The sequence below is a fragment of the Variovorax sp. 770b2 genome (genome assembly GCF_900115685.1).
Classification (GTDB): Bacteria; Pseudomonadota; Gammaproteobacteria; order Burkholderiales; family Burkholderiaceae_C; genus Variovorax.
In genome coordinates this window covers 693974-717266 of sequence record NZ_FOXJ01000002.1, presented here as the reverse complement: position 1 = coordinate 717266, position 23293 = coordinate 693974, and the positions used below count along the sequence as shown (strand labels likewise).

Annotated in this window: 21 protein-coding genes; 7 read left to right on the top strand and 14 right to left on the bottom strand. The window is 68.5% G+C overall.

The genetic code is table 11. The annotated features are described in order from the left end of the window. Positions 1 to 17: 17 nt before the first annotated feature. The 3 genes from BM133_RS18885 to BM133_RS18875 all read right to left on the bottom strand — a co-directional run bounded on the left by BM133_RS18885 (position 18) and on the right by BM133_RS18875 (position 2179). Positions 18 to 323 carry a Flp family type IVb pilin gene (locus BM133_RS18885; protein ID WP_093436854.1) on the bottom strand — a complete coding sequence of 102 codons (306 nt, stop codon included), beginning with the start codon at positions 321 to 323 and terminating at the stop codon, positions 18 to 20. 133 nt (positions 324 to 456) lie between these two features. Next, positions 457 to 1395 (bottom strand): AraC family transcriptional regulator, encoded by a 939-nt coding sequence (locus BM133_RS18880; protein WP_093436851.1) that lies wholly within the window; start codon positions 1393 to 1395, stop codon positions 457 to 459. A 352-nt stretch (positions 1396 to 1747) separates the two neighbouring features. Further along, the gene (locus BM133_RS18875) at positions 1748 to 2179 is read right to left on the bottom strand and encodes a putative toxin-antitoxin system toxin component, PIN family (RefSeq protein WP_093436848.1); all 432 of its coding nucleotides are present in this window, start codon (positions 2177 to 2179) and stop codon (positions 1748 to 1750) included. A 135-nt stretch (positions 2180 to 2314) separates the two neighbouring features. On the opposite strand from BM133_RS18875, the gene BM133_RS18870 reads away from it, so the two are divergent. After that, positions 2315 to 2746, top strand: coding sequence for a surface-adhesin E family protein (locus BM133_RS18870; protein ID WP_093436846.1), 432 nt, complete (start codon positions 2315 to 2317; stop codon positions 2744 to 2746). Position 2747: 1 nt separating this feature from the next. On the opposite strand, the gene BM133_RS18865 is transcribed toward BM133_RS18870, so the two are convergent. Both BM133_RS18865 and BM133_RS18860 read right to left on the bottom strand, forming a co-directional pair. Beyond that, the gene (locus BM133_RS18865; RefSeq protein WP_256219257.1) at positions 2748 to 5648 is read right to left on the bottom strand and encodes a C1 family peptidase; all 2901 of its coding nucleotides are present in this window, start codon (positions 5646 to 5648) and stop codon (positions 2748 to 2750) included. 382 nt (positions 5649 to 6030) lie between these two features. After that, positions 6031 to 7251, bottom strand: a complete 1221-nt coding sequence (locus BM133_RS18860; RefSeq protein WP_093436843.1) for a THUMP domain-containing class I SAM-dependent RNA methyltransferase — start codon at positions 7249 to 7251, stop codon at positions 6031 to 6033. Between the two features lie 82 nt (positions 7252 to 7333). Here BM133_RS18860 and BM133_RS18855 point away from each other — a divergent pair, with 82 nt between their 5' ends. The 5 genes from BM133_RS18855 to BM133_RS18835 all read left to right on the top strand — a co-directional run bounded on the left by BM133_RS18855 (position 7334) and on the right by BM133_RS18835 (position 11785). Beyond that, entirely contained in the window at positions 7334 to 9127 is a 1794-nt protein-coding gene (locus BM133_RS18855; protein ID WP_093436841.1) for an ATP-binding response regulator, read from the top strand. A gap of 115 nt (positions 9128 to 9242) precedes the next feature. Continuing rightward, the gene (locus BM133_RS18850; RefSeq protein WP_093436838.1) at positions 9243 to 9845 is read left to right on the top strand and encodes a cytochrome b; all 603 of its coding nucleotides are present in this window, start codon (positions 9243 to 9245) and stop codon (positions 9843 to 9845) included. A gap of 13 nt (positions 9846 to 9858) precedes the next feature. After that, positions 9859 to 10434: a YceI family protein gene (locus BM133_RS18845; RefSeq protein WP_093436836.1), complete on the top strand. Its 576-nt coding sequence runs from the start codon at positions 9859 to 9861 to the stop codon at positions 10432 to 10434. A gap of 54 nt (positions 10435 to 10488) precedes the next feature. Beyond that, positions 10489 to 11121 (top strand): YceI family protein, encoded by a 633-nt coding sequence (locus BM133_RS18840; protein WP_093436833.1) that lies wholly within the window; start codon positions 10489 to 10491, stop codon positions 11119 to 11121. A gap of 19 nt (positions 11122 to 11140) precedes the next feature. Continuing rightward, complete coding sequence (locus tag BM133_RS18835; RefSeq protein ID WP_093436831.1) at positions 11141 to 11785, top strand: LysE family translocator; 645 nt, start codon at positions 11141 to 11143, stop codon at positions 11783 to 11785. A gap of 95 nt (positions 11786 to 11880) precedes the next feature. On the opposite strand, the gene BM133_RS18830 is transcribed toward BM133_RS18835, so the two are convergent. The 7 genes from BM133_RS18830 to argS form a co-directional block, all read right to left on the bottom strand. After that, positions 11881 to 13482: a phospholipase D family protein gene (locus BM133_RS18830; RefSeq protein ID WP_093436828.1), complete on the bottom strand. Its 1602-nt coding sequence runs from the start codon at positions 13480 to 13482 to the stop codon at positions 11881 to 11883. 10 nt (positions 13483 to 13492) lie between these two features. Continuing rightward, on the bottom strand, positions 13493 to 15085 hold the full coding sequence (gene rpoN, locus BM133_RS18825) for an RNA polymerase factor sigma-54 (RefSeq protein ID WP_093436825.1): 1593 nt from the start codon (positions 15083 to 15085) through the stop codon (positions 13493 to 13495). Between the two features lie 18 nt (positions 15086 to 15103). Beyond that, positions 15104 to 15898, bottom strand: coding sequence for an LPS export ABC transporter ATP-binding protein (lptB, locus tag BM133_RS18820; RefSeq protein ID WP_093436822.1), 795 nt, complete (start codon positions 15896 to 15898; stop codon positions 15104 to 15106). Next, entirely contained in the window at positions 15895 to 16611 is a 717-nt protein-coding gene (gene lptA, locus BM133_RS18815; protein ID WP_093436820.1) for a lipopolysaccharide transport periplasmic protein LptA, read from the bottom strand. Before lptA ends, lptB begins: the two co-directional genes overlap by 4 nt. A gap of 199 nt (positions 16612 to 16810) precedes the next feature. Next, positions 16811 to 17458: a thiol:disulfide interchange protein DsbA/DsbL gene (locus BM133_RS18810; RefSeq protein WP_093436817.1), complete on the bottom strand. Its 648-nt coding sequence runs from the start codon at positions 17456 to 17458 to the stop codon at positions 16811 to 16813. Between the two features lie 154 nt (positions 17459 to 17612). Further along, entirely contained in the window at positions 17613 to 18377 is a 765-nt protein-coding gene (locus tag BM133_RS18805; protein ID WP_093437131.1) for an SPOR domain-containing protein, read from the bottom strand. Positions 18378 to 18388: 11 nt separating this feature from the next. Beyond that, the gene (gene argS, locus BM133_RS18800; RefSeq protein ID WP_093436814.1) at positions 18389 to 20074 is read right to left on the bottom strand and encodes an arginine--tRNA ligase; all 1686 of its coding nucleotides are present in this window, start codon (positions 20072 to 20074) and stop codon (positions 18389 to 18391) included. A 130-nt stretch (positions 20075 to 20204) separates the two neighbouring features. On the opposite strand from argS, the gene BM133_RS18795 reads away from it, so the two are divergent. Next, complete coding sequence (locus tag BM133_RS18795; RefSeq protein ID WP_093436812.1) at positions 20205 to 20558, top strand: hypothetical protein; 354 nt, start codon at positions 20205 to 20207, stop codon at positions 20556 to 20558. A gap of 64 nt (positions 20559 to 20622) precedes the next feature. Here BM133_RS18795 and BM133_RS18790 read toward each other — a convergent pair whose 3' ends face one another. Beyond that, complete coding sequence (locus tag BM133_RS18790) at positions 20623 to 22659, bottom strand: fused MFS/spermidine synthase (protein WP_093436809.1); 2037 nt, start codon at positions 22657 to 22659, stop codon at positions 20623 to 20625. Between the two features lie 12 nt (positions 22660 to 22671). Then, entirely contained in the window at positions 22672 to 23124 is a 453-nt protein-coding gene (locus BM133_RS18785) for a DUF2214 family protein (RefSeq protein ID WP_093436807.1), read from the bottom strand. Positions 23125 to 23293: the final 169 nt, after the last annotated feature.

Here is a 23293-nt window from a genome sequence, read left to right as displayed (position 1 = left end):
AAACGTCCGGAAACGCCTTACTTCGTGGCGTCCGCACCGCCCTTGGTGTAGGTGCTCATGTTCATGTTGACCTGGGCGTTGGTCGAAGCCTTGCCGGCGGCTGTCTGCGCGTTCGTGACTTCGGTGGCGCCCGATTGGCCGCCCACTTCCTTGGCCATGCCGGCGACCTGGTTGCGCATGGTCTGGCCGAAGAAGCTGAACACGGCGATCGCGGCGATGGCGATCAGGCCCAGGATCACGAGGTACTCGGTCATGCCTTGGCCGCGGATCTTGATCTTCGAGGCAATTTGGCGGCTCAGCTGGGTCAGACGATGGATTTGCATGGGAGAAGTTCCTGAAAGGTGGCTGAAAGAACAGGCGGATCGTAGGGACGGTTTCGTCGCGTGTTCGATACACTTTTTGCGAATCCTGATACAAATTAACATTCGCAAAACGATCGCAAATCGGGCGAATTCTTTAGTTCTCCAAACTGCCCGCACCTTCGAAACGCAGCTGGCTTTGCCTGCGAAATTCGGTCGGCGTCACGCCTTTGATCTCGAGAAACCGCCGGTTGAAATTCGAGACATTGTTAAAACCAACTTCGTAACAAATCGAGGTGACGTAGCGGTCGCTCTGCATCAGCAGCAGGCAGGCCTTGTTCACCCGCACCTCGTTCACGTAGCCCAGGAAGCTGTGGCCGGTGGCGCGCCGGAAGAGCCGGCCGAAGCGCCCCGCGTTCATGCCGAGTTCGGCGGCGATGTCGGCCGCGCTCAAGTCCTTCGCGGGGTCGTTGGCGATGCGCGTGACCACGTCGTCGATGGCCTCGATGCCGTGGTCGCCGTCGGTCTGCATGCCCGAGAGCAGGCGGTAGTCGGTGCACAGCGCCAGGTCGGCCAGGAAATCGCAGAACAGGCTGAAGCGCTTCAGGCCCCGCGCGGCCTTCACGCGGTGCCAGTGCGCCTGGGCGCTGGCCGCCATGCCGAAGAACTCGATGCCGTAGCGCGCGCGCTCCAGCATGCGCACCGCCTCCTGCAGTTCGGGAATGCGCTCGGCCGCCTCGAAGATGGGGTCGTGCAGGAACTGGATCACCAGGTCGCGCTGCGCGACGCCCTCGGGCGGCACGTCCAGCGAGATCCAGTTGTGCGGCAGCTTCGGGCCGCACAGCACGAGGTGCCCCGGCTCGAAGGCGCCGATCCAGTCGCCCACGAAAGCCTGGCCCGAGGTGGCGACGATCAGGTGCAGCTCGTACTCCTCATGGCAATGCCAGCGCGCGAGCGGCGTGGGAAAACCGTGTTCCAGGCAGCGCACCAGTCCCACCTCGGTCGATGGCTCGTAGCCCAGTTCGGGCGAACGGGCACGCTCGACTTCGAGCTCGGGGAGCAACTGGCGCGGCGATCGTTGGCTGGAACTCGTCATGACTTTCTGTTGGGCTGACAGGAAACAACACGCCCGCCATCTTGGGGCGCACGGGCGACACGGCAACGAATTGGCGATCTTCGGGGGCGAACATGTCCGCGGGCGCGCTGGCAGGCAGCGGCAAGCGCAGGGATCGGGTTCGCGCCGCGGACGATATGGTTTGGCCCTTGCAATTGCCAGACCCTATGCGAACTACGAAGATTCGTATGCGCGCACGGCAAGCGCCAAATTGGGGCCGCCGGCGCTGTCTAGACAGCGGGTTTTTACGGTGGCGCACCAGTGCGGCATGCGCTGCAACGGGTGCAATGGGTCACCTGTCTAGACGACCTGCCCAACGCTGCATGTCATCGCTTCAAGCCGCGGCCAACACCGTCATCACCGCCACGCCTTGCAGGGCCAAACGTTTGCGCAGGGTCAGCACCGCCTGGTCCTTGCTGATGAGCAGCGCGCGCTGCGCCACCGCCAGGTCGATGAAGACCTGGTCGTCCGGGTCCTTGCACACGCAGGGCGCGCGCGGCGGCGTGTCGGCCACGAGGTGCACGCGCGCATCGAAGGCCGCGAGCACGCTGGCCGCTTCCATCTGCCGCTGCGCCAGCCGCCGCACGATCAGCGGGTAGCCGAGCACCCGCGCGAGCTCGGTGCGCATGGGGGCGGTGGCGATCCAGCGCAGGGCGCCGGCCGCGAGCGCCGCGGCCAGCGGCATGCAGTCGGGGTTGTCGAACACGAACAGGTCGAGCGCGATGTTGGTGTCGATGACGACGAGGCCGGATTCTGGAAGGGTCATGGCGGCGTGGAGATGACCGCCGATGTTGCACCATGTGCGCCCCCCGTCAGCCGCAGGTCGGGCGCGACGCCCCACAATGCTGCGGCGCGCACCACGCCCTCCCGCCATCGTCCCGACCCGCCGCCGCCCGCCTTCATGAAACGACTCCCGCTGCTCTGCCTCGCCCCCTCCGCCCTCCTCGCCTGCGCGGTCGCGCGGGCCGAATGGCTGACCCTGAGCGGCACGCCCGGCGATGCGGCCGGCAGCTACGTGCAGGTCGACCCGACGCGCATCGAGATCGACGGCGCGCGCCGCGGCGTCACGCTGCGCATGAGCCTGGCGGAGGACGTCATCGGCCAGGACGGTTTCAAGCTGCGCTCGTTCGAGGCCCGGGCCGCCGTCGATTGCGAGGCGCGCACCGCGCGCTACGTGAGCGCCACCTACTTCGGCCTTGCGAACTTCGTCGGCGAACCCGTGGCCGTGAAGCATTTCGAGGACGACGACATCCGCCCCATGACGCTGCCCGGCGCCCCGCCCGAGCTGGTGGCGCGCACGGTCAACGCCGCCTGCAGCGTCGGCGGCAAGTAGCTCAGAAGCCGCGCAGGTCGTCCACCGGCAGCGCGAGGCTGGCGCCCGTGATGCGCTCCAGCGTGCGGCCGACGACGCCGATGTCGTTGTCGAAGCCGCCGTGCCCCGCCGTCTCCAGGACCGGCTTGCCATTGGCGTCCAGCGCGACCTGGATGCGGTCGTCCTTCACCCGCTGGGTGCGCCTGTCCAGCTTCGCGGCCTTGGCCGAACTGCGCCAGACGGACAGCGCCTCGCCGGTGTCCGAGGAGCCGTCCCACCCCGAATAGGCCTCGTCGTTCACCCGGTCCAGGCCGAGGATCGGCGTGTGCAGGTCGGCCTCCAGCGCGTTCGACACGAGGTACAGCAGCGACTTGCGGTAGACCTTGCCGACGTTGTCGTCGGACTCGATCTTTTCCGAGAGCACGTCCAGGTGCAGCCGCTCCATCACCGCCGCGCTGCCCCCGTAGTGGCGGTTCGCGAAGGCGACGGTGCAGGCCGGTGCATACAGGTTCACCGAGGCGAGGCGTTCGCTCAGACCCCCGTCGCGTCCGGCGCGCTTGCGCGTGCTCAACGCACTGAGCAGGTGGCCGATGGCGATCGAGCCGGCCGAGTGGCCGACCAGGTGCAGCTCGAACTGGTCCTTCCAGTTGGAGGCCAGCGCCTGGAGCGCGTCCAGCAGCAGGTCGCCGCCGCGGCGGTCGGCGAACGCGAGCTCGGCGTTCTCTTTCATCTCGCTCCAGATCGGGCGCGCGAGCGGGCGGCCGATGCCTTTCTCGATCAGGAGGTCGGTCTTGTCGGTGATGCGCTCGCCCACGCCACCGCCCGCGGGCAGCGACGGCAGCTTGCCCGCGATGATCCCGCCGATCGATTCGAAGAGCCCCGTCTTCCACACCAGGAACAGCGGATAGCAGCCGTTGCCCACGAAGTAGCGCCCCATGGCACAGGCGCGCTCGATGGCCTTGTCTTCGTTGTTGAGGCCGCCGTGCACGTAGAGCACCAGGCGCTTGCGCTGCGACGAGGGCTGGCGGCGGAACCAGTCGTCGGGCAGCACGCAGGCCTGCTGCTGGAGCTTGCGCGGTTGCTCGTCCTCGGTGAGGTAGCGGCTCACGCGGCCGTCGTTGCCCAGCACCACGCTGTGCTGGTAGGCCAGGCCCGTGTCCCACCACTTGTTGCGGTCCGCGGCCGATGCGCTGCCGCGCGCCTCGGTGGCGGCGGTGCCGCTCACCGCGAGCCGGCCGGCCACCACGCCCGGCACGCCGAGCGAGACCACCCAGGCGTCCATCGCATGCGCGAGCCAGTCGAGGTACCCGATCACCGCGAAGCCGCCCGCGCCCCAGCGGTTGCCCCAGGAGTTCTGCAGGATGAAGCCCTGCGCGTTGAAGCCGATCAGCGCGAAGGCATGGCCGCCCTCTTCGGAGCGCCGGCCGTCGAACGGGATGAGCGGAAGGTCGGCGTGCGTCTTCGGCGTTTTGGAGAGCTTCACCGCGTTCCAGCCCGCGTGCGTGAAAGAGGAGACGAACACCGCGCGATGCTGCGCGATCGCGGCCTGCATGTCGGTGATCGAGGAGGTCTCGATGCGGTAGTACACGCCCAGGGTGACGTTGGCCGCGCGCGCGGCGAAGCCGTAGGTCGCGGCGCTGGACTTCTCGCTCGAATAGGGCCAGTCGGGCTCCAGGCACACGCCGTTGTTGAACCAGCCCTTGAGTGCGCCGCGGCAGCTCGAGCCTTCGTAGTTCTCGCCCTCGTACTCGTCGTGGCGGCGCGCCAGCGTGTAGAGCATGCGCGGGCTCACCGAGTCCATCTTGACGGGCAGGCCCGACTTGACCCAGCGCAGGTAGTTGACGACGCAGCTCAGGCCAAAGCCGGTGCACGCGCCTTCCTGGCCCTGGTCCAGGATGAGCCCGGCCTTGTCGTAGGCGGGCAGGTACTTGCGCATTTCCTGCACCGGCGGGTACTCGTCGGGCAGGCTGATCGCGGCGGGCTGGTAGAGGCGGTCGCGCAGGTCGGCCGCGTCCTTGCGGGTGCGCAGGTCGGTGGTGCGGCGTGCGGGAGCCTTCGGTTTGGCTGCCGCTGCAGCGCCACCTGCGCGCGCAACCGCGGGGACATCGCTCCACACCGTCTTCGCGCGCTCGAAGACATCGCGGAACCGGTCCAGGCCATGCGCGCCGCCGTTGACCAGCCGGCGCGCTTCGCGCAGGCCGTCGCGCCCGCCGACGCCGTCGTTGCGGATCGCGTCGCGGAACTTGACGGCCTTGTCGGCCAGGAACAGCGCGAGCAGCACCGCCGCGATTTCCGGCGCATTCGCGCGGTCGGGCGTCGCCTCGAGCGGCAGGCCCACGCGCTGGCCGTAGCGCCGGTAGTTGTCCTTGCCCGTCAGCTGCACGAAGCCCCGGCCGCGGTAGCGCTCGCCGTCGCCGGGCTGGCCGTTGCCCAGGTCCGTGCGCGTGTCGTAGAGGCTGAAGGGCGCGCCGCCGGGGGGCGTGTTGAACTTGGAGATGCCTTCGGCAATCGGCACGAAGCCCTCGGTCTCGGAGCGGATGGTGCCGAGCGCGCCGAGGATCATCGGCCGGTCGGTGAGCTTCGCGACGCCCAGCGCCGCCTCGATGTAGGGCAGGTAGCGCGCGATGTTCGCCGCCTTGGTGGCGGGGAACAATTTGCTCACGTGCGCCACGTCGAGCGCCAGTTCGAACGCGCGTTTGTCCAGCGCGATGAGATCGAGCAGCACCTGGCAGCGCGGCCCGACGACGCCATCGCCGATGAGCCCGACGCCGGCCTGCCATTTGCGGATGGCGGCATCGAAGTCGTCGTCGATCGGTGTGCCGGATCTGGCGAGCGATGCGAACAGGTCCGCGTCGCTGCCCAGGGCTTTTGCGAGGGCCTTGCGCAGGCGTTCGACGTCTTCGCCGACGCTGCCTTTGCTCATCAGGATGTCCATGCCGTTCCCCTTCATGCGGGCCGTGACGGGCCGCGGGACGCATGGTGAAACTCGCGCGGGGGCGCGTCTATCCGTCAGATTGAGTAGGCCAAGTGTTGCTCTCCGTTCGGGGCGGGTGCACAGGCCACCGGGTACTCCCCTCCGCGAATGTCCCCCGGGGCTTCGCCCCTCCTCCTTGATTTCGCTGCGGGGAGTACCCGATGCCCTGCGCACTTGGGCACGCTCTGAGTGAACGACTGATCAACGACCGCTCTGAAAGCGCTCACGCCGATGGTGGGCTCTGTTTCGCGAAATCAAGGAGGAGGCCGCAGGCCGGGGGACATTCGCGAAACAGAGCCCACCGTCGGCGGGAGTGCCGCCCCGAAGGGGCCTATTTCCGCGCCGACCCCGCGACCATATCGAAGCGGAACAGCCGGCACTCAATAGGACCGTTCCACATCGGCACGCGGCGCGATTCCTTCAGCCGCATCTGCTTGGGCAGCTTCAGGTCAGGGGTCAGGACCCAGGCCGTCCACCCGGCATAGTTCTTCTTCCAGTGGGTGGCCAATTGAGGGAAGAAATCGCTGCCGTCACCCTCTTCGGTCTGTGCGGATTCGCGTGCGCCCGCACGCGCCACGCCGCCGACTTCGATCCGTTCGCCATAGGGCGGATTGAGCATGATCACCCCGCCCTCGGCCGGCGGCATGCGCTGCAGCGCGTCGCCGCCGCGGAACTCGATGGCCTCGGCCACGCCCGCGCGCTCCGCGTTGCGCTCGGCGAAGTCGACCATGCGGTGCGACACGTCCGAACCGAAGATCGCGACGCTGCCCGGCTTCACGGCCGATTGCGCTTCCTTCTTGATCGCGTCCCACACGTGCGCCTGGAACGGCAGCAGCTTCTCGAAGCCGAAGCGCCTGAGCGAGCCGGCCGCGATGCCGCGCGCGATCTGCGCCGCCTCGATGGCGATGGTGCCGCTGCCGCAGCAGGGGTCGTACAGCGGCTCATCGGTCACCGCGCCCGTCTCGGGATTCCACCAGCCGCTGGCGGCCAGCATGGCCGCGGCCAGGGTTTCCTTCAGCGGGGCATCGCCCTTGTCCTGGCGCCAGCCGCGCTTGAAGAGGGGCTCGCCCGAGGTGTCGATGTAGAGCGTGCAGCTGTCGGTGGTCAGGTGGGCGAACACGCGGGTGTCGGGCCACTGGGTCTCGATGCTGGGGCGCACGCCGTTGGCCTTGGCGCGAAAGCGGTCCGCAATGGCGTCCTTGATGCGCAGCGTGGCGAAGTTCAGGCTCTGCAGCGGGCTGTGCTGGGCCGTGGTCTCGATCTTGAAAGTCTGCTTGGGCGTGAACCAGATCTCCCAGGCCACGCCGCTCGCGATGGCATACAGGTCGTTCTCGTTGCGATACGGCGCATGGGCCAGCTCGACCAGCACCCGCTGCGCGAGCCGGCTGTGCAGGTTGAGCTTCAGGGCGTCGCGCCAGTCGGCGCGCACCCGCACGCCGCCGCGCAGCGTGAGCAGGTCTTGCCCGACGCGGCCCGTGAGGGCGTGCACCTCTTGAGCGAGGAATTCCTCGACGCCGGCGGCGCAAGGCAGGAAAAAGGAGAGATCGTTCACGGAAAGTTGGCCATCGGGAAGCCCGACTAGGGGACTCCATTGTCGCCGCGTCACAGTCCTTCTCTATATAGTCGATTTGCCGATGAATCCCACCCCCGCACCTTCGCTCGCCCCGGCCGCCGACCACAGCGACCGCTTCGCGATCCAGTGCGAGGTGCTGCGGCTCTCGATCCGGCCCATCGGACCGGTGCTGCTGGTGCAATACCTGCTGAACTGCGGCGTGGCCGCGCTCTTCGCCTGGCAGTACTCGCTCACGCGCGCGCTGGTGTGGATCGCGCTCATCACCGGGGTGACGGTGATGCGCGGCTTCTTTCCCCAGCGCCTGCCCGACCCCTTCACGCCACCCAGCCTGCGCCACGCCCAGCGGGTGCACACGCTGCGCACCGCCGTCTGGGAGCTGGCGCACGGGCTGGCGGGCGTGCTGCTTTTCAACCCCGAGCGGCCCGACCAGCAACTGCTGCTCGGCCTGATGCTGATGGGCATGACGCTGTCCTCGGCGTTCTCGGTGTCGTTCTACACACCGGCCACGCAGCTGGCGATCACGCTGCTGCTGGCGCCGGTGATCGTCACCGGCCTTTCGCTGGGCGCGCCGACGATGATGGCCGTCTCGGTGATCGGCATCGGCCTCATCGCCATGATGTGGAAGCTGGTGGCCGAGCGCTCGCGCCAGCTCGAGGAAAACATCGGCCTGCGGCTGAACGAGCGCACGCTGCGCGAACAGGCGCTGGCGGGCCTGCGCGCCTCGGAGCACGCGCAGGCCGAGCGGCTGCGCTTCTTCTCTGCCGCCAACCACGACCTGCGCCAGCCGGTGATGGCCATCGGCCTGCAGGCCGAAGTGTTGCGCCAGCAACTGGACACCGGCGCGGACACCGCTGCGGTCCAGCACACCGTGGTCTCGCTCGCCCGGGCGCAGCAGGCGCTCGAAGGGCTCACCAACCAGTTGCTCGAAATCGGGCGCATCGAGGCCGCCGTCGATCCGCTGCGGCCCGTGGCGGTGGCGCTGGCCCCGCTGCTGCAGGACCTGGCGCGCCAGGCCGGCGACGGCCGCGTGACGGTGCGCTGCCCGGCCGGGGCCGTCGCGTGGAGCGATGCGGTTTCGCTGCGGCGGGTGCTGGCCAACCTGGTCGACAACGCCGTCAAGTTCACGCCGCGCGGCCGCGTGCTGCTGGCGGTGCGGGCGCGGCACCGGGGCGCCGAGCGGGCCTGGCGCGTCGAGGTGCGCGACAGCGGCATCGGCATCGCGACCGATTCGCAGGAGCGCGTGTTCAACGACTTCGAGCAGATCGGCAATGCCGAGCGCAACCTGCAGCACGGGCATGGCCTGGGCCTCGCGATCGTGCGGCGGCTGGCGGCGCAGCTGGGCATCGAGGTGTCGCTGCGCTCGGCACCGGGCCGGGGCTCGGTGTTCGGCTTCGAGCTGCCCGCGGCCCTGGGCTATGGGGCGGCGGCCACGCAGGTCGCCCCTGCGCCGTTGGCCACCCCCGGTGCCGGTGCCGCGCCCGCGCTGCGCCCCGGGCTCGCCGTGCTGGTGGTGGAGGACAACGCGGTGGTCGCCGACAGCCTGTTCGCGCTGCTGCGCCAGTGGGAGGCGAAGCCGCGCGTCTATGCCAGCGCCGCCGAAGCGCTGGCGCTGGCCGATCTGGGCGCGCTCGACGTGGCGCTGTGCGACATCCGCCTGCCGGGTGCGCTGGACGGCATCGCGCTGGCGGAACGGCTGCAGAAACAGAATCCCACGCTCGCCATCGCGCTGATCTCGGCCGATATCAACGAAGCCACCCAGCGCCTGGCCACGGAGCGCGGCTGGCATGCGCTGCGCAAGCCCGTGCAGCCGGAAGAGTTGCGCGGTGTGTTGCTGCAGGCGCAGCAGCGGAACTGACCTGACAGGTCCGGCCGAACGGCCTGGCCGGCCGGATCGGCACGGGCCTTGCGGCGCAGGAGCCCGCGGCTTCCGATATATGCTCCGCGCACAGGCCGCCCGTCCTGCCCCTCCGATGTCTGCCGACACCCCTCTTCATCCCCTTGCCGCCGGCCCGCGCGGCCAGCGCGGCCCGCGCTATGGCACCGTCGCCATCGTGCTGCACTGGCTGCTCGCAGCCATGATCGTCGGCTCGCTGGGCGTGGGGCTCTACATGACGGGGCTGCCCTTCTCGCCGCAGCGCATCAAGCTCTACAACTGGCACAAGTGGGCCGGCGTCACCATCCTGCTGCTGTCGGCGCTGCGGCTCCTGTGGCGGCTCGCGAACCGCCCCCCTCCGGTGCCGGCGCAGGTGCTGGCCGCCATGCCGCGCTGGCAGTTCGCGGGCTTGCGGGCCAGCCACGCGCTGATGTACCTGCTGTTCTTCGCGGTGCCGCTCGCCGGCTGGGCCTACACCTCGGCGCTGGGCATTCCGGTCGTGTGGTTCGGCGTGCTGCCGCTGCCCGATTTCGTGCCCGTCGACAAGGACTTGGCCGAGGCCATACTCAAGCCGCTGCACAAGGGCAGCGCCTACACGCTGGCCGCGGTGGCGCTGCTGCACACCGCGGCGGCGCTCAAGCACCACTGGATCGACCGCGACGGTCTTCTCGAACGCATGTGGCCCGGACCGCGCCACTGAAGGAACCTGCCCGATGACGCGCCTCTTTTTCCCGAGCCTCGCGGCACTGGCCTTCGCGGCGGCCATGCCCGCGGCCGCCGATCCCGCCGCGAAGCTGGTCGCCGACAAGAGCCAGATCGCCTTCGTGACCAAGCAGATGGGCGTGCCGATGGAAGGCGCCTTCAAGAAGTTCGACGCGCAGGTCGCCTTCGACCCGAAGAAGCCCGAAGGCGGCAGCGTCGCCCTGCAGATCGACACTGCCAGCGCCGGCTTCGGCGTGGCGATGAGCGATGCGGAGCTCCCCAAGGCGCCGTGGTTCGACGCCGCGAAGTTTCCGCAAGCCAGCTTCCAGTCGAGCGCCATCAAGGCGCTGGGCGATGGCAAGTTCGAGATGACGGGCAAGCTCACCATCAAGGGCACGTCCAGGTACGTGACGGTGCCCTTCGCGATCGCCCCGGCCGGCGGCAACTACGCGGCGGCCACCGGCAGCTTCACGCTCCAGCGCCTGGACTACAAGGTGGGCGACGGCGAGTGGACCGACACCTCGGTGGTCGGCAACGACGTGCAGGTGCGCTTCAAGCTCACGCTCGCGGGCCTCGGGCCGCTCTGAGCACCCCTCTCTCTTTTTCCGATTGCACATCCCATGTCCCTCATTCCTACCGCCATGAAGAAGCTCCTCCTCGCCCTGGCGCTGTCGGCCACGGCACTCCCGTTCGCCGCCGTCGCGCAGGAATACACGGCCCCCGCCGTGGCCGCCAAGCCCGCGGGCGGCCCCGTGAAGAACGGCAACTACGTGGTCGATCCCACGCACACCTTCGTGATGTACGAGATGGGCCACTACGGCACCACCACCAACCGCGGCCGCTTCAGCACCAAGGACGGCTCGGTGCAGATCGACGGCACAGGCGCCAGCGGCAAGGTCGACATCACGATGGACATCGGCACCATCAACACCGGCGTGGACCTGCTCAACCGCCACGTGCAGAGCAAGGACTTCTTCAACGTCGCCGAATTCCCGACCGGCCGCTTCGTGGCCGACCGCATCGACTTCAGCGGCGACAAGGTGGTCGACGTGCCGGGCACGCTCACGCTCATGGGCCAGACCCGGCCGGTGACGCTGAAGGCCGTGCGCTTCAACTGCTACCTGAACCCGCTGATCAACCGCCAGGTCTGCGGCGGCGACTTCGAGACCACCGTGCAGCGCAGCGACTGGGGCATCAACTGGGGGCTGAACTTCGGGTTCGAGAACAAGGTGAAGCTGCTGGTGCAGGTCGAAGCGGTCAACGTGCAGCAATGACGACGAAAAGGCCCTCGCGATGATGGACACCACACTCTCCCTCCTCGGCATTGCCGGCGCGATGACGGTCGGCGCCATGAGCCCGGGCCCGAGCTTCGTCATGGTCGCGCGCACGGCCGTGGCTTCACGCAGCGACGGGCTCGCGGCGGCGCTGGGCATGGGCGCGGGCGGGCTCGTGTTCGCGATTGCCGCGCTGGCCGGGCTGCAGGCGGCGTTCCTCGCGGTGCCGGGGCTCTATCTCGCGATCAAGGGCTTCGGCGGCGCGTACCTGATCTACCTGGGCTTTCGCATCTGGCGCGGTGCGCGGCAGCCGCTTGCGATGACGCAGGACACCGATGCATCGCCCCGGCAACAGGGCCACGGCGGGCGCACCTTCCTGCTCGGCCTGGCCACGCAGGTCAGCAACCCGAAGACAGCGGTGGTGTACGCGAGCATCTTCGCGGCCTTCCTCCCGCGCGAGATGCCGCGGGTGCTGGCGCTCGCGGTGCCGGTGGTCATCTTCTGCATCGAGACGGGGTGGTACGCGATCGTCGCGCTGGCGCTGTCATCGGCGGCGCCGCGCTCGGCCTACCTGCGCTACAAGGCCTGGATCGACCGCGCGGCCGGCGGCGTGATGGGCCTGCTGGGACTGCGGCTCGTGTGGTCGGCCGTGCGCGAAAGCTGAGGCTCCGCCCGTTCGGGCTGAGAGCTTGACGAAGCTTCGCGCGGCGCTTCGACAAGCTCAGCGTGAACGGTTTTTCGAGCGCAAGTTGCCAGGGATCACAACAGGCTCTCCGGCGTCAACGGCGCCAGCAGTTCGAGCATCGTGCGGTCCCAGAAGCCGGAGTCGGGCTCCTCGTTCAGCACCGTGGTCTTGCCCGCGTCCTCGCTGACCCACTCGATGCGCGACTCGCCGCTGTCCTGGACAAAACGCAGCCGGTACGCGCCCTGCTGCTTGAGCACGTCGATGAGCTTCAAGGTCTGCTCCGCCATCTCGGGGCTGCGGATGAACAGGCCGATCTCGGTGTTGTGCGTCTCCGAGCGCGGATCGAAATTCATCGAGCCGACGAAGAGGATGCTGCGGTCGATCACCGCCGACTTGGCGTGCAGCCGGCCCACCGAGGTGCCGAACAAGCCGAGCCGCACGCTGCGCCGCGTGCGCGTGGTGCTCAGCTCGTAAAGATCGGCGCCGAGCTTGAGCATCTCGGGCCGGTAGCGGCGGTAGGCGGTGTGCACCAGCGGCTCGTCGGTGGCGGCCAGCGAGTTGGTGACCACGCTGATCTTCACGTTGCGCTGGCGGATCTCCTTCATCACCTCCAGCCCCGCGGCGCCCGGGATCAGGTAGGGCGAGACGATGGTGACCTCGCTCCTCGCGCGGCGCATCTGCTCGACCACGTTGTAGCGCACGCTGTCCACGTCCAGCAGCGGCACGCCGCCGTACGACGCGGTCTTGCCGATCACGCGCTCGGGCGAATCGGCATACGCCTCGGCCAGGGTCCAGATCAGGCCGAGCTTGCCCGCATTCAGGTCGTCGGCCATCGGGCTGTAGCCGAGCAGGTCGTTGGGCGCGGGCTTCGGCGGCGGCGGCGTGGTGTCCGGGCCTGTGGCGGCGTCGAAGCGCTTTTGCAGTTCCTCCCGCGAGAGCTCGCTCGCGATGACCGACTGGACCGGCCGCACGTAGACGCTGTTCCAGTACTGGTCGAACAGCACGCCCAGGCGCGGGATCAGCGCGCCGGTGACGAAGGTGTCGAGGTCGATGAAGTTCTCGCCCGCCGTGCGCGTGAAGTACTGGTTGCCGATGTTGCGCCCGCCCGCCACCGCCATCGCGCCGTCGGCGATGAAGAGCTTGTTGTGCATGCGGCGGTTGACGCGGCTGAAATCGAAGAGCGAAGCGGCAAAGCGCTTGAGCAGGCTGCCGCGCCCGGCCGGGAATGGGTTGAACAGGCGCAGCTCGACATTCGGCGTGGCGGCCAGGCCGAGCAGGAGTTCGTCTTCGCCGGACGTGTACAGGTCGTCCATCAGGAGGCGCACGCGCACGCCGCGCTGGGCCGCATCGCGCAGGGTGCGCAAGAGGTAGCGGCCGGTCTCGTCGTTCTCGATCTGGTAGTACTGCACGTCCAGCGTGCGCTGCGCGCGGCGCGCGAGCTGGATGCGGGTGTCGAAGGCGAAGTCGCCGCCCGGCATCAGGCGAAAGCCGCTGAGGTCGGGGTCGGGCTGCGAGGCCAGCGCGATCTTGCCGAGCGCGGTGTCGGCGGAGACGGCGATGGTCCTGGTGGGCGGGCGCGGCGCCTCGTCGGGCAAGGTGGCGCAACCCGCGAACAGCAACGCGGCCGCGACGGCCAAGACCCAATGCCCACAGCGCGACAGCAGGCGGCGGGTCATCGGCGGCTTTCTACAGGGCCTTGCGCAGGTTGGCGGGCGCGATGCGCAGCGCCTCGCGGTACTTGGCCACGGTGCGGCGCGCGCACTCGATGCCCTGCTCCTTCAGCATCTCGGAGATCTGGCTGTCCGACAGCGGCTTCTTGATGCTCTCGGAGCTCACGAACTGCTTGATGAGCGCGCGCACCGCGGTGCTCGACGCATTGCCGCCGGTCTCGGTGCCCAGCGCCGAGCCGAAGAAGTACTTGAGCTCGACCGTGCCGAACGGCGTGGACATGTACTTGGCGGTGGTCACGCGCGAGATGGTGGATTCGTGCAGGCCCAGCTCGTCGGCGATCTCGCGCAGCACCAGCGGGCGCATCGCGAGCTCGCCGTGCACGAAGTAGCTCTTTTGCCGCTCGACGATGGCGTTGCTCACGCGCAGGATGGTGTCAAAGCGCTGCTGGATGTTCTTGATGAACCAGCGCGCCTCCTGCAGCCGCTGCGACAGCGCCTGGCTGCCCTCGCCCTTGTGCGCCTTGAGCGCGCCGGCGTAGATGTCGTGCACGCGCAGGCGCGGCATCACCTCGGGGTTGAGCATGACGCGGAACTTGATGTTGGTGCCGCGGCCGGTCTTGGTGACGATCACGTCGGGAATGACGATGTTGCGCTCGACGTCGACAAAACGGCGGCCCGGCTTGGGCTCCAGGCGCGCAATGATCTGCAGCGCCGAGCGCACCAGCTCTTCGTTGGTGCGCGTGAGCGTGGCCAGGCGCTTGAAGTCGCGCCGCGCGAGCAGCTCCATCGGCTGCTTGCAGATCGCGATGGCGGTCTTGCGGATGAGCTCTTCGTCCTCGGTCTCGTCTTCGCTGGCCAGGGCGCGCAGCTGGATGCCCAGGCACTCGCCCAGGTCGCGCGCGCCGACGCCGGCCGGCTCCAGGCTCTGCAGCAGGCCGAGCGCCACCTGGAAGTGGTGCACGAGCTCGTCGAACTGGTCGTTGTCGTCGCCCGCGAGGCCCGAGGCCAGCGCGGGGAGCGAGTCTTCCAGGTAGCCGTCGTCGTTGAGCGACTCGATCAGGAAGCGCAGCGCGGCACAGTCGTTTTCATTGAGGCGCAGGCTCAGCGCCTGGCGGTGCAGGAACGACTGCAGCGACTCCTGGCTGCGCGCAAGCTCGGTGGCGTCGGCGCGTTCGTCGTCGCCCAGGTTGTTCTGGCGCGCGGGGGCGTCGCTGCCCCACTCGCTGTCGTCCGGCGCCATGTCGACGGTGCCGTCGCCTTCCCAGTCGGGCTCGCGCTCGGCGATCTCGGCGGCGGGTGCGTCGGAGTCGGGCGTGGAGGCGGTTTCGGTGGTGGAGGTGGTCGCGCTGCTGCTCGGCGCCGAGGCGAAATCGCTCTCGCCAGTTTCGCCGCCGTCGTCGCGCGGCACCGGCGTGTCGACGGCGTCGAGCCCGAACTCCTCGCGCGCCGCTTCTTCAGCGGTGCGCTCCAGGAACGGGTTCTCGTCCAGCATCTGCTCCACCTCCTGGCTCAGTTCGAGCGTGGAGAGCTGCAGCAGGCGGATCGACTGCTGCAGCTGTGGCGTCAGTGCCAGATGCTGCGAGACGCGAAGGGACAGCCCTTGCTTCATGAAGAACCCGACCCTCCCTTACATGCGGAAGTGTTCGCCCAGGTACACCCTGCGTACTTCGGCGTTGTCGACGATCTCCGAGGGTGTGCCTTGTGCCAGCACGTGCCCGTCGCTGATGATGAAAGCGTGATCGCAGATGCCCAGCGTTTCGCGCACGTTGTGGTCGGTGATGAGCACGCCGATGCCACGTTCCTTCAGGAAACTGATGATCCGCTGGATCTCGATCACCGCGATCGGGTCGATGCCGGCGAAGGGCTCGTCCAGCAGGATGAAGCGCGGTTGCGTCGCCAGCGCGCGCGCGATCTCGACGCGGCGGCGCTCGCCGCCCGAGAGCGCGAGCGCGGGCGAATCGCGCAGGTGATCCACGCGCAGGTCGGTCAGCAGTTCGGACAGGCGCTCTTCGATGTGCTTCTTGGAAAGCGCCACCACCTTGCCGCTCTCGTCGGGTTCGCGCTGCAGCTCGAGCACGGCGCGCACGTTTTCCTCGACGGTGAGCTTGCGAAAGATCGACGCTTCCTGCGGCAGGTAGCTCAGGCCCATGCGCGCACGGCGGTGGATCGGCATGTGGGCGATCGGCTCGCCATCGATGGTGATCTCGCCCGCGTCGGCGCGCACCAGCCCGACGATCATGTAGAACGACGTGGTCTTGCCGGCGCCGTTGGGGCCGAGCAGCCCGACGACTTCGCCCTTCTGCACGTCCAGCGAGACGTCCTTCACGACGGTGCGGCTGCCATAGCTTTTCTGCAGGCCGCGCGCGACCAGGCGGCTGCCCGGGACGTTGTTGGCTTCCTGGATTCCGGCGGTTTCGATCACTTGCGCCCTTCTCCCTCTCCACCGAGCGTGGTGGTCGAGCGCAGGCCGGTGCCGGGCGCGGGGGTGGGGGCCGGTGCCGCGGGCTTCGCGCCGGCCGGGGCCGAGGCGCCGGGCTTGGGCGCGGTGGCGGCCTTCGGGGTGAGGATGGTCTTCACGCGGCCGGTGGGCGTCGATGCGTTCACGGCGGTGTTCGGCGGCACGGTCGAGCCGTTGACCGTGTAGGTGTCGTTGCTCTGGTCGTAGACGATCAGCGCGCCCTGGCTTTCGTCGTTCGGCGTGGCGCCGAGCAGGCGGCGCATGGTGGCGTTGCGGATGAACTTGACGTTGTCGGCACGGCTGTCGTACTCGATGACTTCGGACTCGCCTTCGATCCACTCGTCGGGCGCATTGCGCTTCTGCTTGTAGTAGGCCCGCTTGCCGGGTGCCGCCGTGACCACGCCGTACTGGTAGCCCTCGGCATCCTGGCGCACATCCAGGCGCGCGCCGCGGATGATGATCGTGCCCTTCGTGACGAGCACGTTGCCGGTGAACACGCTGGTCTGTTTCAGGTCGTCGTAGCGCATGGCGTCCGACTCGATGTTCATCGGCTTGCTGCGGTCGGCGGTCTCGGCCAGGGCGCCCGAGGCGAGGCCGGCCAGCAACAGCGCGCCGATGGCCAGGCGGCCGATGCGACGAATGAGGGGGGTGTTGTTTGGGTAGGAGGGCAATGTCATAGAGGCACGAAACTTGCTCTGAACCATTGTATGCGGCGGATTAACACCGGTTACCAGCGCCGATGAAAAAGGCCCGCCAAAGCGGGCCGGTGTTCCCTCGGGGAGACATCGCGGAACCGGCTCCGCCGGGCCTGAGGTATCGCCCCCTGCAAGGGAGAGGCGCTGCGGACACGAAGTGCCGCGCGGCCCTCTTCGGGGGTCAGCCCTTCTTTGCTTCGCCGACCAGGAAGTTGACGACCTGCAGCACGTTGGTCATGTTGCCGGCGGTCTCGCCATCCACATACCAGCGGCCGGCCACGGCCATTGCCGGCACACCGGCCACCTTGTAGGCGTCGGTCATCTGTGAGGCGCGCTTGGCCTTGCTGGCCACGCCGAACGAGGTGAACACTTCCTTGAACTTGGCGCCGTCGATGCCGTTGGCCGCGACCCAGGCAATGATGTTGGCGTCGCCGTTCACGTTCTGGCGCTGCTTGTGGATTGCGTTGAAGACCTTGGGCTGGAATTCGTCGACCTTGCCCAGCGCCTCGAGCGCGTAGTACAGGCGCTGCTTGGCTTCGACGTCGTTGCCCACGAAAGGCACCGGGATGCGGCGGAAGGCGACTTCCTTGGGTGCCGTCTTGGCCCAGGCTTCGAGCGCCGGTTCGAAGTCGTTGCAATGGGGGCAGTTGTACGAGAAGAACTCGACCACCTCGACCTTGCCGGCCGGTGCATCGACCGGCACGCGCTTGTCGAGCACGAGGTACTCGGAGCCGGCCTTGGGGGTGCGCGCCTGGGCGTGGGCCGGATTGGCGGCCAGCGAAAGCAGCCCGAGCGAAGTGGCGGCCAGCGAAAAGTCACGACGTTTCATTGAAAGGGTTCTCCTGTTGGTACGGCAGACTGAGCCGGCGCGCGGCGAGGAGTTCCTCGCAAGCGGTGCACACGGCGCGCCCGAAGGCGCTGAATGGTGGCGGCAAATGCCGCGCGGCGAAGCTTAAAGGCTATTTGCGACAGCCGCAGCCCGGTCAGCGCTGCACGCGGACCAAGGCCGATTCGAGACCGCCGCCGTCGAGCCGGTCCTTGAGCCGGTCGGCGTCGTCCTTCTTGTTGAACGGACCCGCGCGCACGCGGTAGACCGTGCGGCCGGCCTGCTCGCGCTCGGTGACCCGGGCCTCGACACCCATCAGCGACAGCTTGGCGCGCTGGGCCTCGGCGTCGTCGGTGGTGCGGAAGGCGCCGGCCTGCACGAAATACATGAACGGATCGGCGCCACCGGAGGACGCTGCCGCAGCGTTGTTGCTGCTCGGCGCGGCGGACGCCACGGTCGTGCTGCCCGAACTGCTGCCCGCGCGGGCCCGGGCCAAGTCGCCCAGCGGATCGTTCGACGCCGGCAGCGCATTGGCTTCGGCCGGCACGGGCGCCGCGCGCGTCGGCTTGGGCGCGACCACCACGGGCACCGGCGCGGTGGCCGGGGGCGGTGTGCCGGGTGCGACGGCGGTGGTGCTGGTGGCCGGCTCGCCAGTGATCGGGTTGACCGGGCCGGTGGCGGCCGGCGGCGTCGGCTTGGCGGCACCTGCCTTGCCGGCCAGCGGTGCGTTGGGGTCCCAGTCGCGGTTCTTGCGGGCTTCGGCCTCGTCCTGCTCTGCGCCGCCCTTCTGCGTCTTGGTCACGAACGGGATCGGCACCTTGGTCACGTAGACCGCGATGCCCAGCGCGACGCCCAGGCCGAGCACCAGCCCGATGATCAGGCCGATGACGATGTTGCCGCGTTGTCTTGTTGTCTTCTTCATGGGAGTGAGGTTCACATCTTGTTCGGCGCACTGACGCCGAGAATCGCGAGGCCATTGTGCAGCACCTGCGCGGTCGCGGCGACGAGCGCCAGGCGGGCCAGCTTGACCTTTTCGTCGTCCACCAGGATGCGTTCGGCGTCGTAGTAGCTGTGGTAGCTGGCGGCCAGTTCGCGCAGGTAGAAGGTGACGTCGTGCGGGGCGAAATCCGTCGACGCCGCCGTGAGCATGGCCGGGTACTTGGCCAGCAGCAGCATCAGCGCCTGCGCCGGCGGGCTCTCGAGCGGCGACAGGTCCACGTCCTTCAGCGTGGCGGCGTCGCCACCCCAGCCGGCCAGCACCGAGCAGATGCGCGCATGCGCGTACTGCACGTAATAAACCGGGTTGTCGTTGTTTTTCGTCACCGCGAGATCGACGTCGAAGGTGTATTCGGTGTCGGGCTTGCGGCTCAAGAGGAAGAAGCGGATGGCATCGGTGCTGGTCCACTCGATCAGGTCGCGCAGCGTGACGTAGCTGCCGGCGCGCTTGCTGATCTTGACCTCTTCGCCGCCCTTCATGACGCGCACCATGGTGTGCAGCACGTAGTCGGGGTAGCCCTCGGGGATGCCTTCGCCCGCCGCCTGCAGCCCGGCGCGCACCCGCGCGATCGTGCCGTGGTGGTCGGTGCCCTGGATGTTCACGACCTTGTGAAAGCCGCGCTCCCACTTGGCGATGTGATAGGCGACGTCGGGCACGAAGTACGTGTACGTGCCGTCCTTCTTCTTCATCACGCGGTCCTTGTCGTCGCCGTAGTCGGTCGACTTGAGCCACAGCGCGCCGTCTTCCTCGTAGGTCTTGCCGGCCGCCACGAGCTTGCCCACGGCGGCCTCGACGCGGCCGCTGGTGTAGAGGCTGGACTCCAGGTAGTAGTTGTCGAAACGCACGCGGAAGGCCTGCAGGTCCAGGTCCTGCTCGCGGCGCAGGTACGCCACGGCGAACTCGCGGATGGAATCGATGTCCTCGATGTCGCCGCTCGCGGTGTATTCGCGGTCGTCGGACCTGACGGTCTTCTTCGCCTTGAAGTCCTCGGCGATGTCGGCGATGTAGTCGCCGTTGTAGGCCGGGGCCTTTTCGCCGCTCGGCCATTCGGCGTCGCCGGGCTTGAAGCCGCGGGCGCGCAGCTGCGTGCTGTTGGCCAGCGTCTGGATCTGCACGCCGGCGTCGTTGTAATAGAACTCGCGCCAGACGCTGTCGCCCTGCGAGGCGCGCAGGTTGCAGATGGCGTCGCCCAGCGCCGCCTGGCGGCCGTGGCCCACGTGCAGCGGGCCGGTCGGGTTGGCCGAGACGAACTCGACCAGCACCTTCTCGCCGGTGGCCGGCTGCTGGCCGAAAGTGTTACCTGCGGACAGCACCTCGCGCACGATCTGCTGCTTGGCGGCGGTCTTCAGGCGGATGTTGAGGAAGCCGGGCCCGGCGATCTCGATGGCCTCGACCCATTGGCCGAAAGCGGGGGTGGCGAGCAGCGCAGCGCTCAGTTGCTCGGCCAGTTCGCGGGGCTTGCGCGCGAGCGGTTTGGCCAGTTGCATGGCGGCCGTGCTGGCGAAATCGCCGTGCGCGGCCACCTTGGGCGATTCGAACGCGGCTTTGGCGCCAGCGCCGGGGGAGAGGGATTCGAGCGTGTTCGCGAGCGCCGCGAGCAGCTCCTGTTTGACCAATAGCATCTGCGAATTTTACCGGGGGCAAACCCCGACCCAGTTGACCATCGTCATCCAATCGTTGCCTTGGGCCGTTAGGATGGGCGGCCCCGGGGCGGGGCACCTGTCACAACTCACCTTGCAAGGACATATCACCATGAAGAAGTTCCTTTCCCTGGTCGCCCTGGGCGCCTGCCTGACGTTCGGCGCCGCACAGGCACAAGACAAGGCCCCCGCGCCTGTTGTCGCCCCGGCTGCCACTGCGGCTGCCACTGCGCCTGCCGCAGCACCCGCCGCCGGCGCCACCTGCGATGCCAAGGCCATCGACAAGAACGGCAAGCCGCTGGCCGGCGCCGCCAAGGCCAGCTCCATCAAGAAGTGCGAAAAAGACACCAAGGCCGCCGCAGCCCCCGCATGCGCCGCCAAGGCCATCGACAAGAACGGCAAGCCGCTGGCCGGCGCCGCCAAGAACAGCTTCGTGAAGAAGTGCGAAAAAGACGCCAAGGCCTGAAGCCCGCGCCGCGCTGACAGAAAAGCCCGCCCCGTGCGGGCTTTTTTCATGGCCGCCCGGGCCGCTACTTCAGCACGCCCAGCAGGTTGTTGAAATCGTCGGTCCAGGGCCGGGCGCCGGCCACCGGCGCAATGGCCGATGCCGCGGCGCCCACCGGTTCGCGCGCCAGCGTCTGTGCCTCGCGCGCGACCAGCACCCAGTCGGTGTCGCGCAGCCAGGCGATGTCGGCGGTGTCGTCGTGCACCAGCACCGCATGCAGCCCCTGGGTCTCGGCGATCTTCGCGACCACGGGCGCCAGCGCGAGGAAGCGGTTGGTCACGTGGAAGGCGACGATGCCGCCGGGCCGGAGGTGCCGCAGGTACACCGCCATCGCCTCCGCGGTGATCAGGTGGATCGGCACCGAGTCGCCCGAGAACGCATCGACCGCCAGCACGTCGAAGCCCTGCGCGGGCTCGCGCTCCAGTGCCAGGCGCGCGTCGCCCAGCACCCGCTCGATGCGGGCCGGGCTGTCGCGCAGGAAGCTGAATTCGCTCTCGGCCAGCGCGAACACCTGCGGATTGATCTCGTAGACGCGATAGACATCGCCGACCCGACCGTAGCCCGCGAGCGTTCCCGCCCCAAGCCCGATCAGGCCGACGCGGCGCGGCCCCGCGGGCGCGGCGGCGATCGCGCGGCCGATGCCCGAGGTGCGGCCGTAGTACGAGGTTGGCTCGCTGCGGCGCGCAGGCGAAAGGAACTGCTCGCCGTGCTTGACCGAGCCGTGGTACATCTGCCGCACGTCGTCGGCAGGGTCGTCGCGCCGGTGATCGACGGTGACCAGCGTGCCGTAGAAATTGCGCTGCATGACGCGCGCATCGGCCGAGTCGCCCTGCACCTGCAACCAGAGGAACCACGCGCAACACCCCGCGACCGCCACGCAGGCCACCTGCAGCCAGCGCCGGTTGCGCAGCACCGCGGCCGCCACCAGCGCCGTGAGCACCAGGCCGAGGCCCAGTTCGTAATAGGCGGGCAGCACGTGCGGCGCGACCAGCCCGACGGTCACGCCGCCCAGCGCGCCGCCCAGCGACAGCATCAGGTAGAAGCGCGTGAGGTAGCGCGGCCCCGGCCGCAGCCGGGCCATCTCGCCGTGCAGGAACATGCACAGGGCGAAGAGGCCCGCCGCGTAGATCGGCAGCGCCGTCTTCAGGTTGGTGCCGATGGCGTCCTGCAGGCCGAAGGCGCACAGCAGCAGCATCGCGGCCGCGAGCGGCAGGAACACGCCGCGGCGGTACCAGCGGTCGCTCTCGAAGCACAAGACGAAGGTCAACAGGTAGAGCGTGAGCGGCAGCACCCAGAGGAAGGGAATCGCCGCCACGTTCTGGGTGATGTGGTTGGTCACGGCCAGCAGGAGCCAGGAGCCGAGCGCGGGCAGCGCGAGCCACAGCAGGTAGTGGGCGGCGCGCGGCGGTTGTTCAGGGACTGCCGCCGCATCGCCGGTCGTTTGCGGCAGCGGCACGTCGGCCCAGCGGCGCGCCACATACAGCGTGGTGCCGCTGCACAGCGCGACGAACGCCCCGTAGCCCCACGACCATCCGTGCGCCTGCTGCAGCAGCGAACTGCGCGGCTCGATCAGCACCGGGTAGCTCAGGAGCGACAGCAGCGACGCCAGGTTCGACAGCGAAAAATACCGGTACACCTGCGCGCCCCATGGCGTGCGCGCCACCCACGACTGCACCAGCGGCCCGGTGGTCGAGAGCAGGAAATACGGCAGGCCGATGGTGCCGAGCAGGAGGCCCAGGATCCACAACGTCGGGTCTTCGGCGCCGGTCGGCTTCCAGCGCGCGCTGGTCACGATCGGCAGGAAGAAAAGGCTCGCGAGCAGCAGCGCGACGTGCAGCGTCGCCTGGGCGCGCACCCGCAGGTGGCGCGTGATCCAGTCCGAATACGCATAGCCCGCGAGCAGCACGACCTGGAAGAACACCATGCAGATCGACCACACGGCCGCCGAGCCGCCGAACCACGGCAATATCTGCTTGGCGATGAGCGGCTGGACCAGGAACAGCAGGAACGCGCTGCTGAAGATCGTGCCGGCAAACAGGAGCTGGATGCCGGCGGGTCCCATGCCGGCTCTTGCTTATTTGCCGAAGCCGCGCGCGAGGAACACGGCGACCAGCGGGATCAGCGCGATCAGGTGGGCCTGCACCATCACCAGCTTGCGCGTCTTCCTGATGTCGTCTTCCAACGGGAGCTTGCCGGTGGAGCGCAGCGTCTTGCGCCAGCGGAAGTAGGTGAGCGTCGGAAAGATCGACAGCACGCCGATGATGATGAAGAGCCCCAGTTTCACGTGCAAGAGCGGGTTGGTCCAGTACCAGGCCGTGCCCTTCACGCCCCACCAGGTGCGCGCGATGCCGGTGGCGAGCACCGCGATGGCGGCGATGCCGTAGACCACGTCGACCTTGGCCAGCCGCTCGACCACCGCGGCGTTCAGCCACTGCACGCGGCACAGGGCGGCCTCGCTGGAAATGAACACGACCATCGTGAGGATGGCCAGCAGATGCAGGTAGGCGAGGACGGCTTCGAGGGTCATCGATGGCTTTCTAGGACTCGCCCCCAGGCTTCGCGTACTTCGTGCCGCTTCTCCTGCCCCCTGCCGGGGGCAACACCAGCGGCCCGGCAAAGCCGATTCCGCGGTGTGTCGCGAAGAGCGCCGTGGGGACTTCGGCGGTTTTTAAATGCAAACTGATTGTGACGCCGCT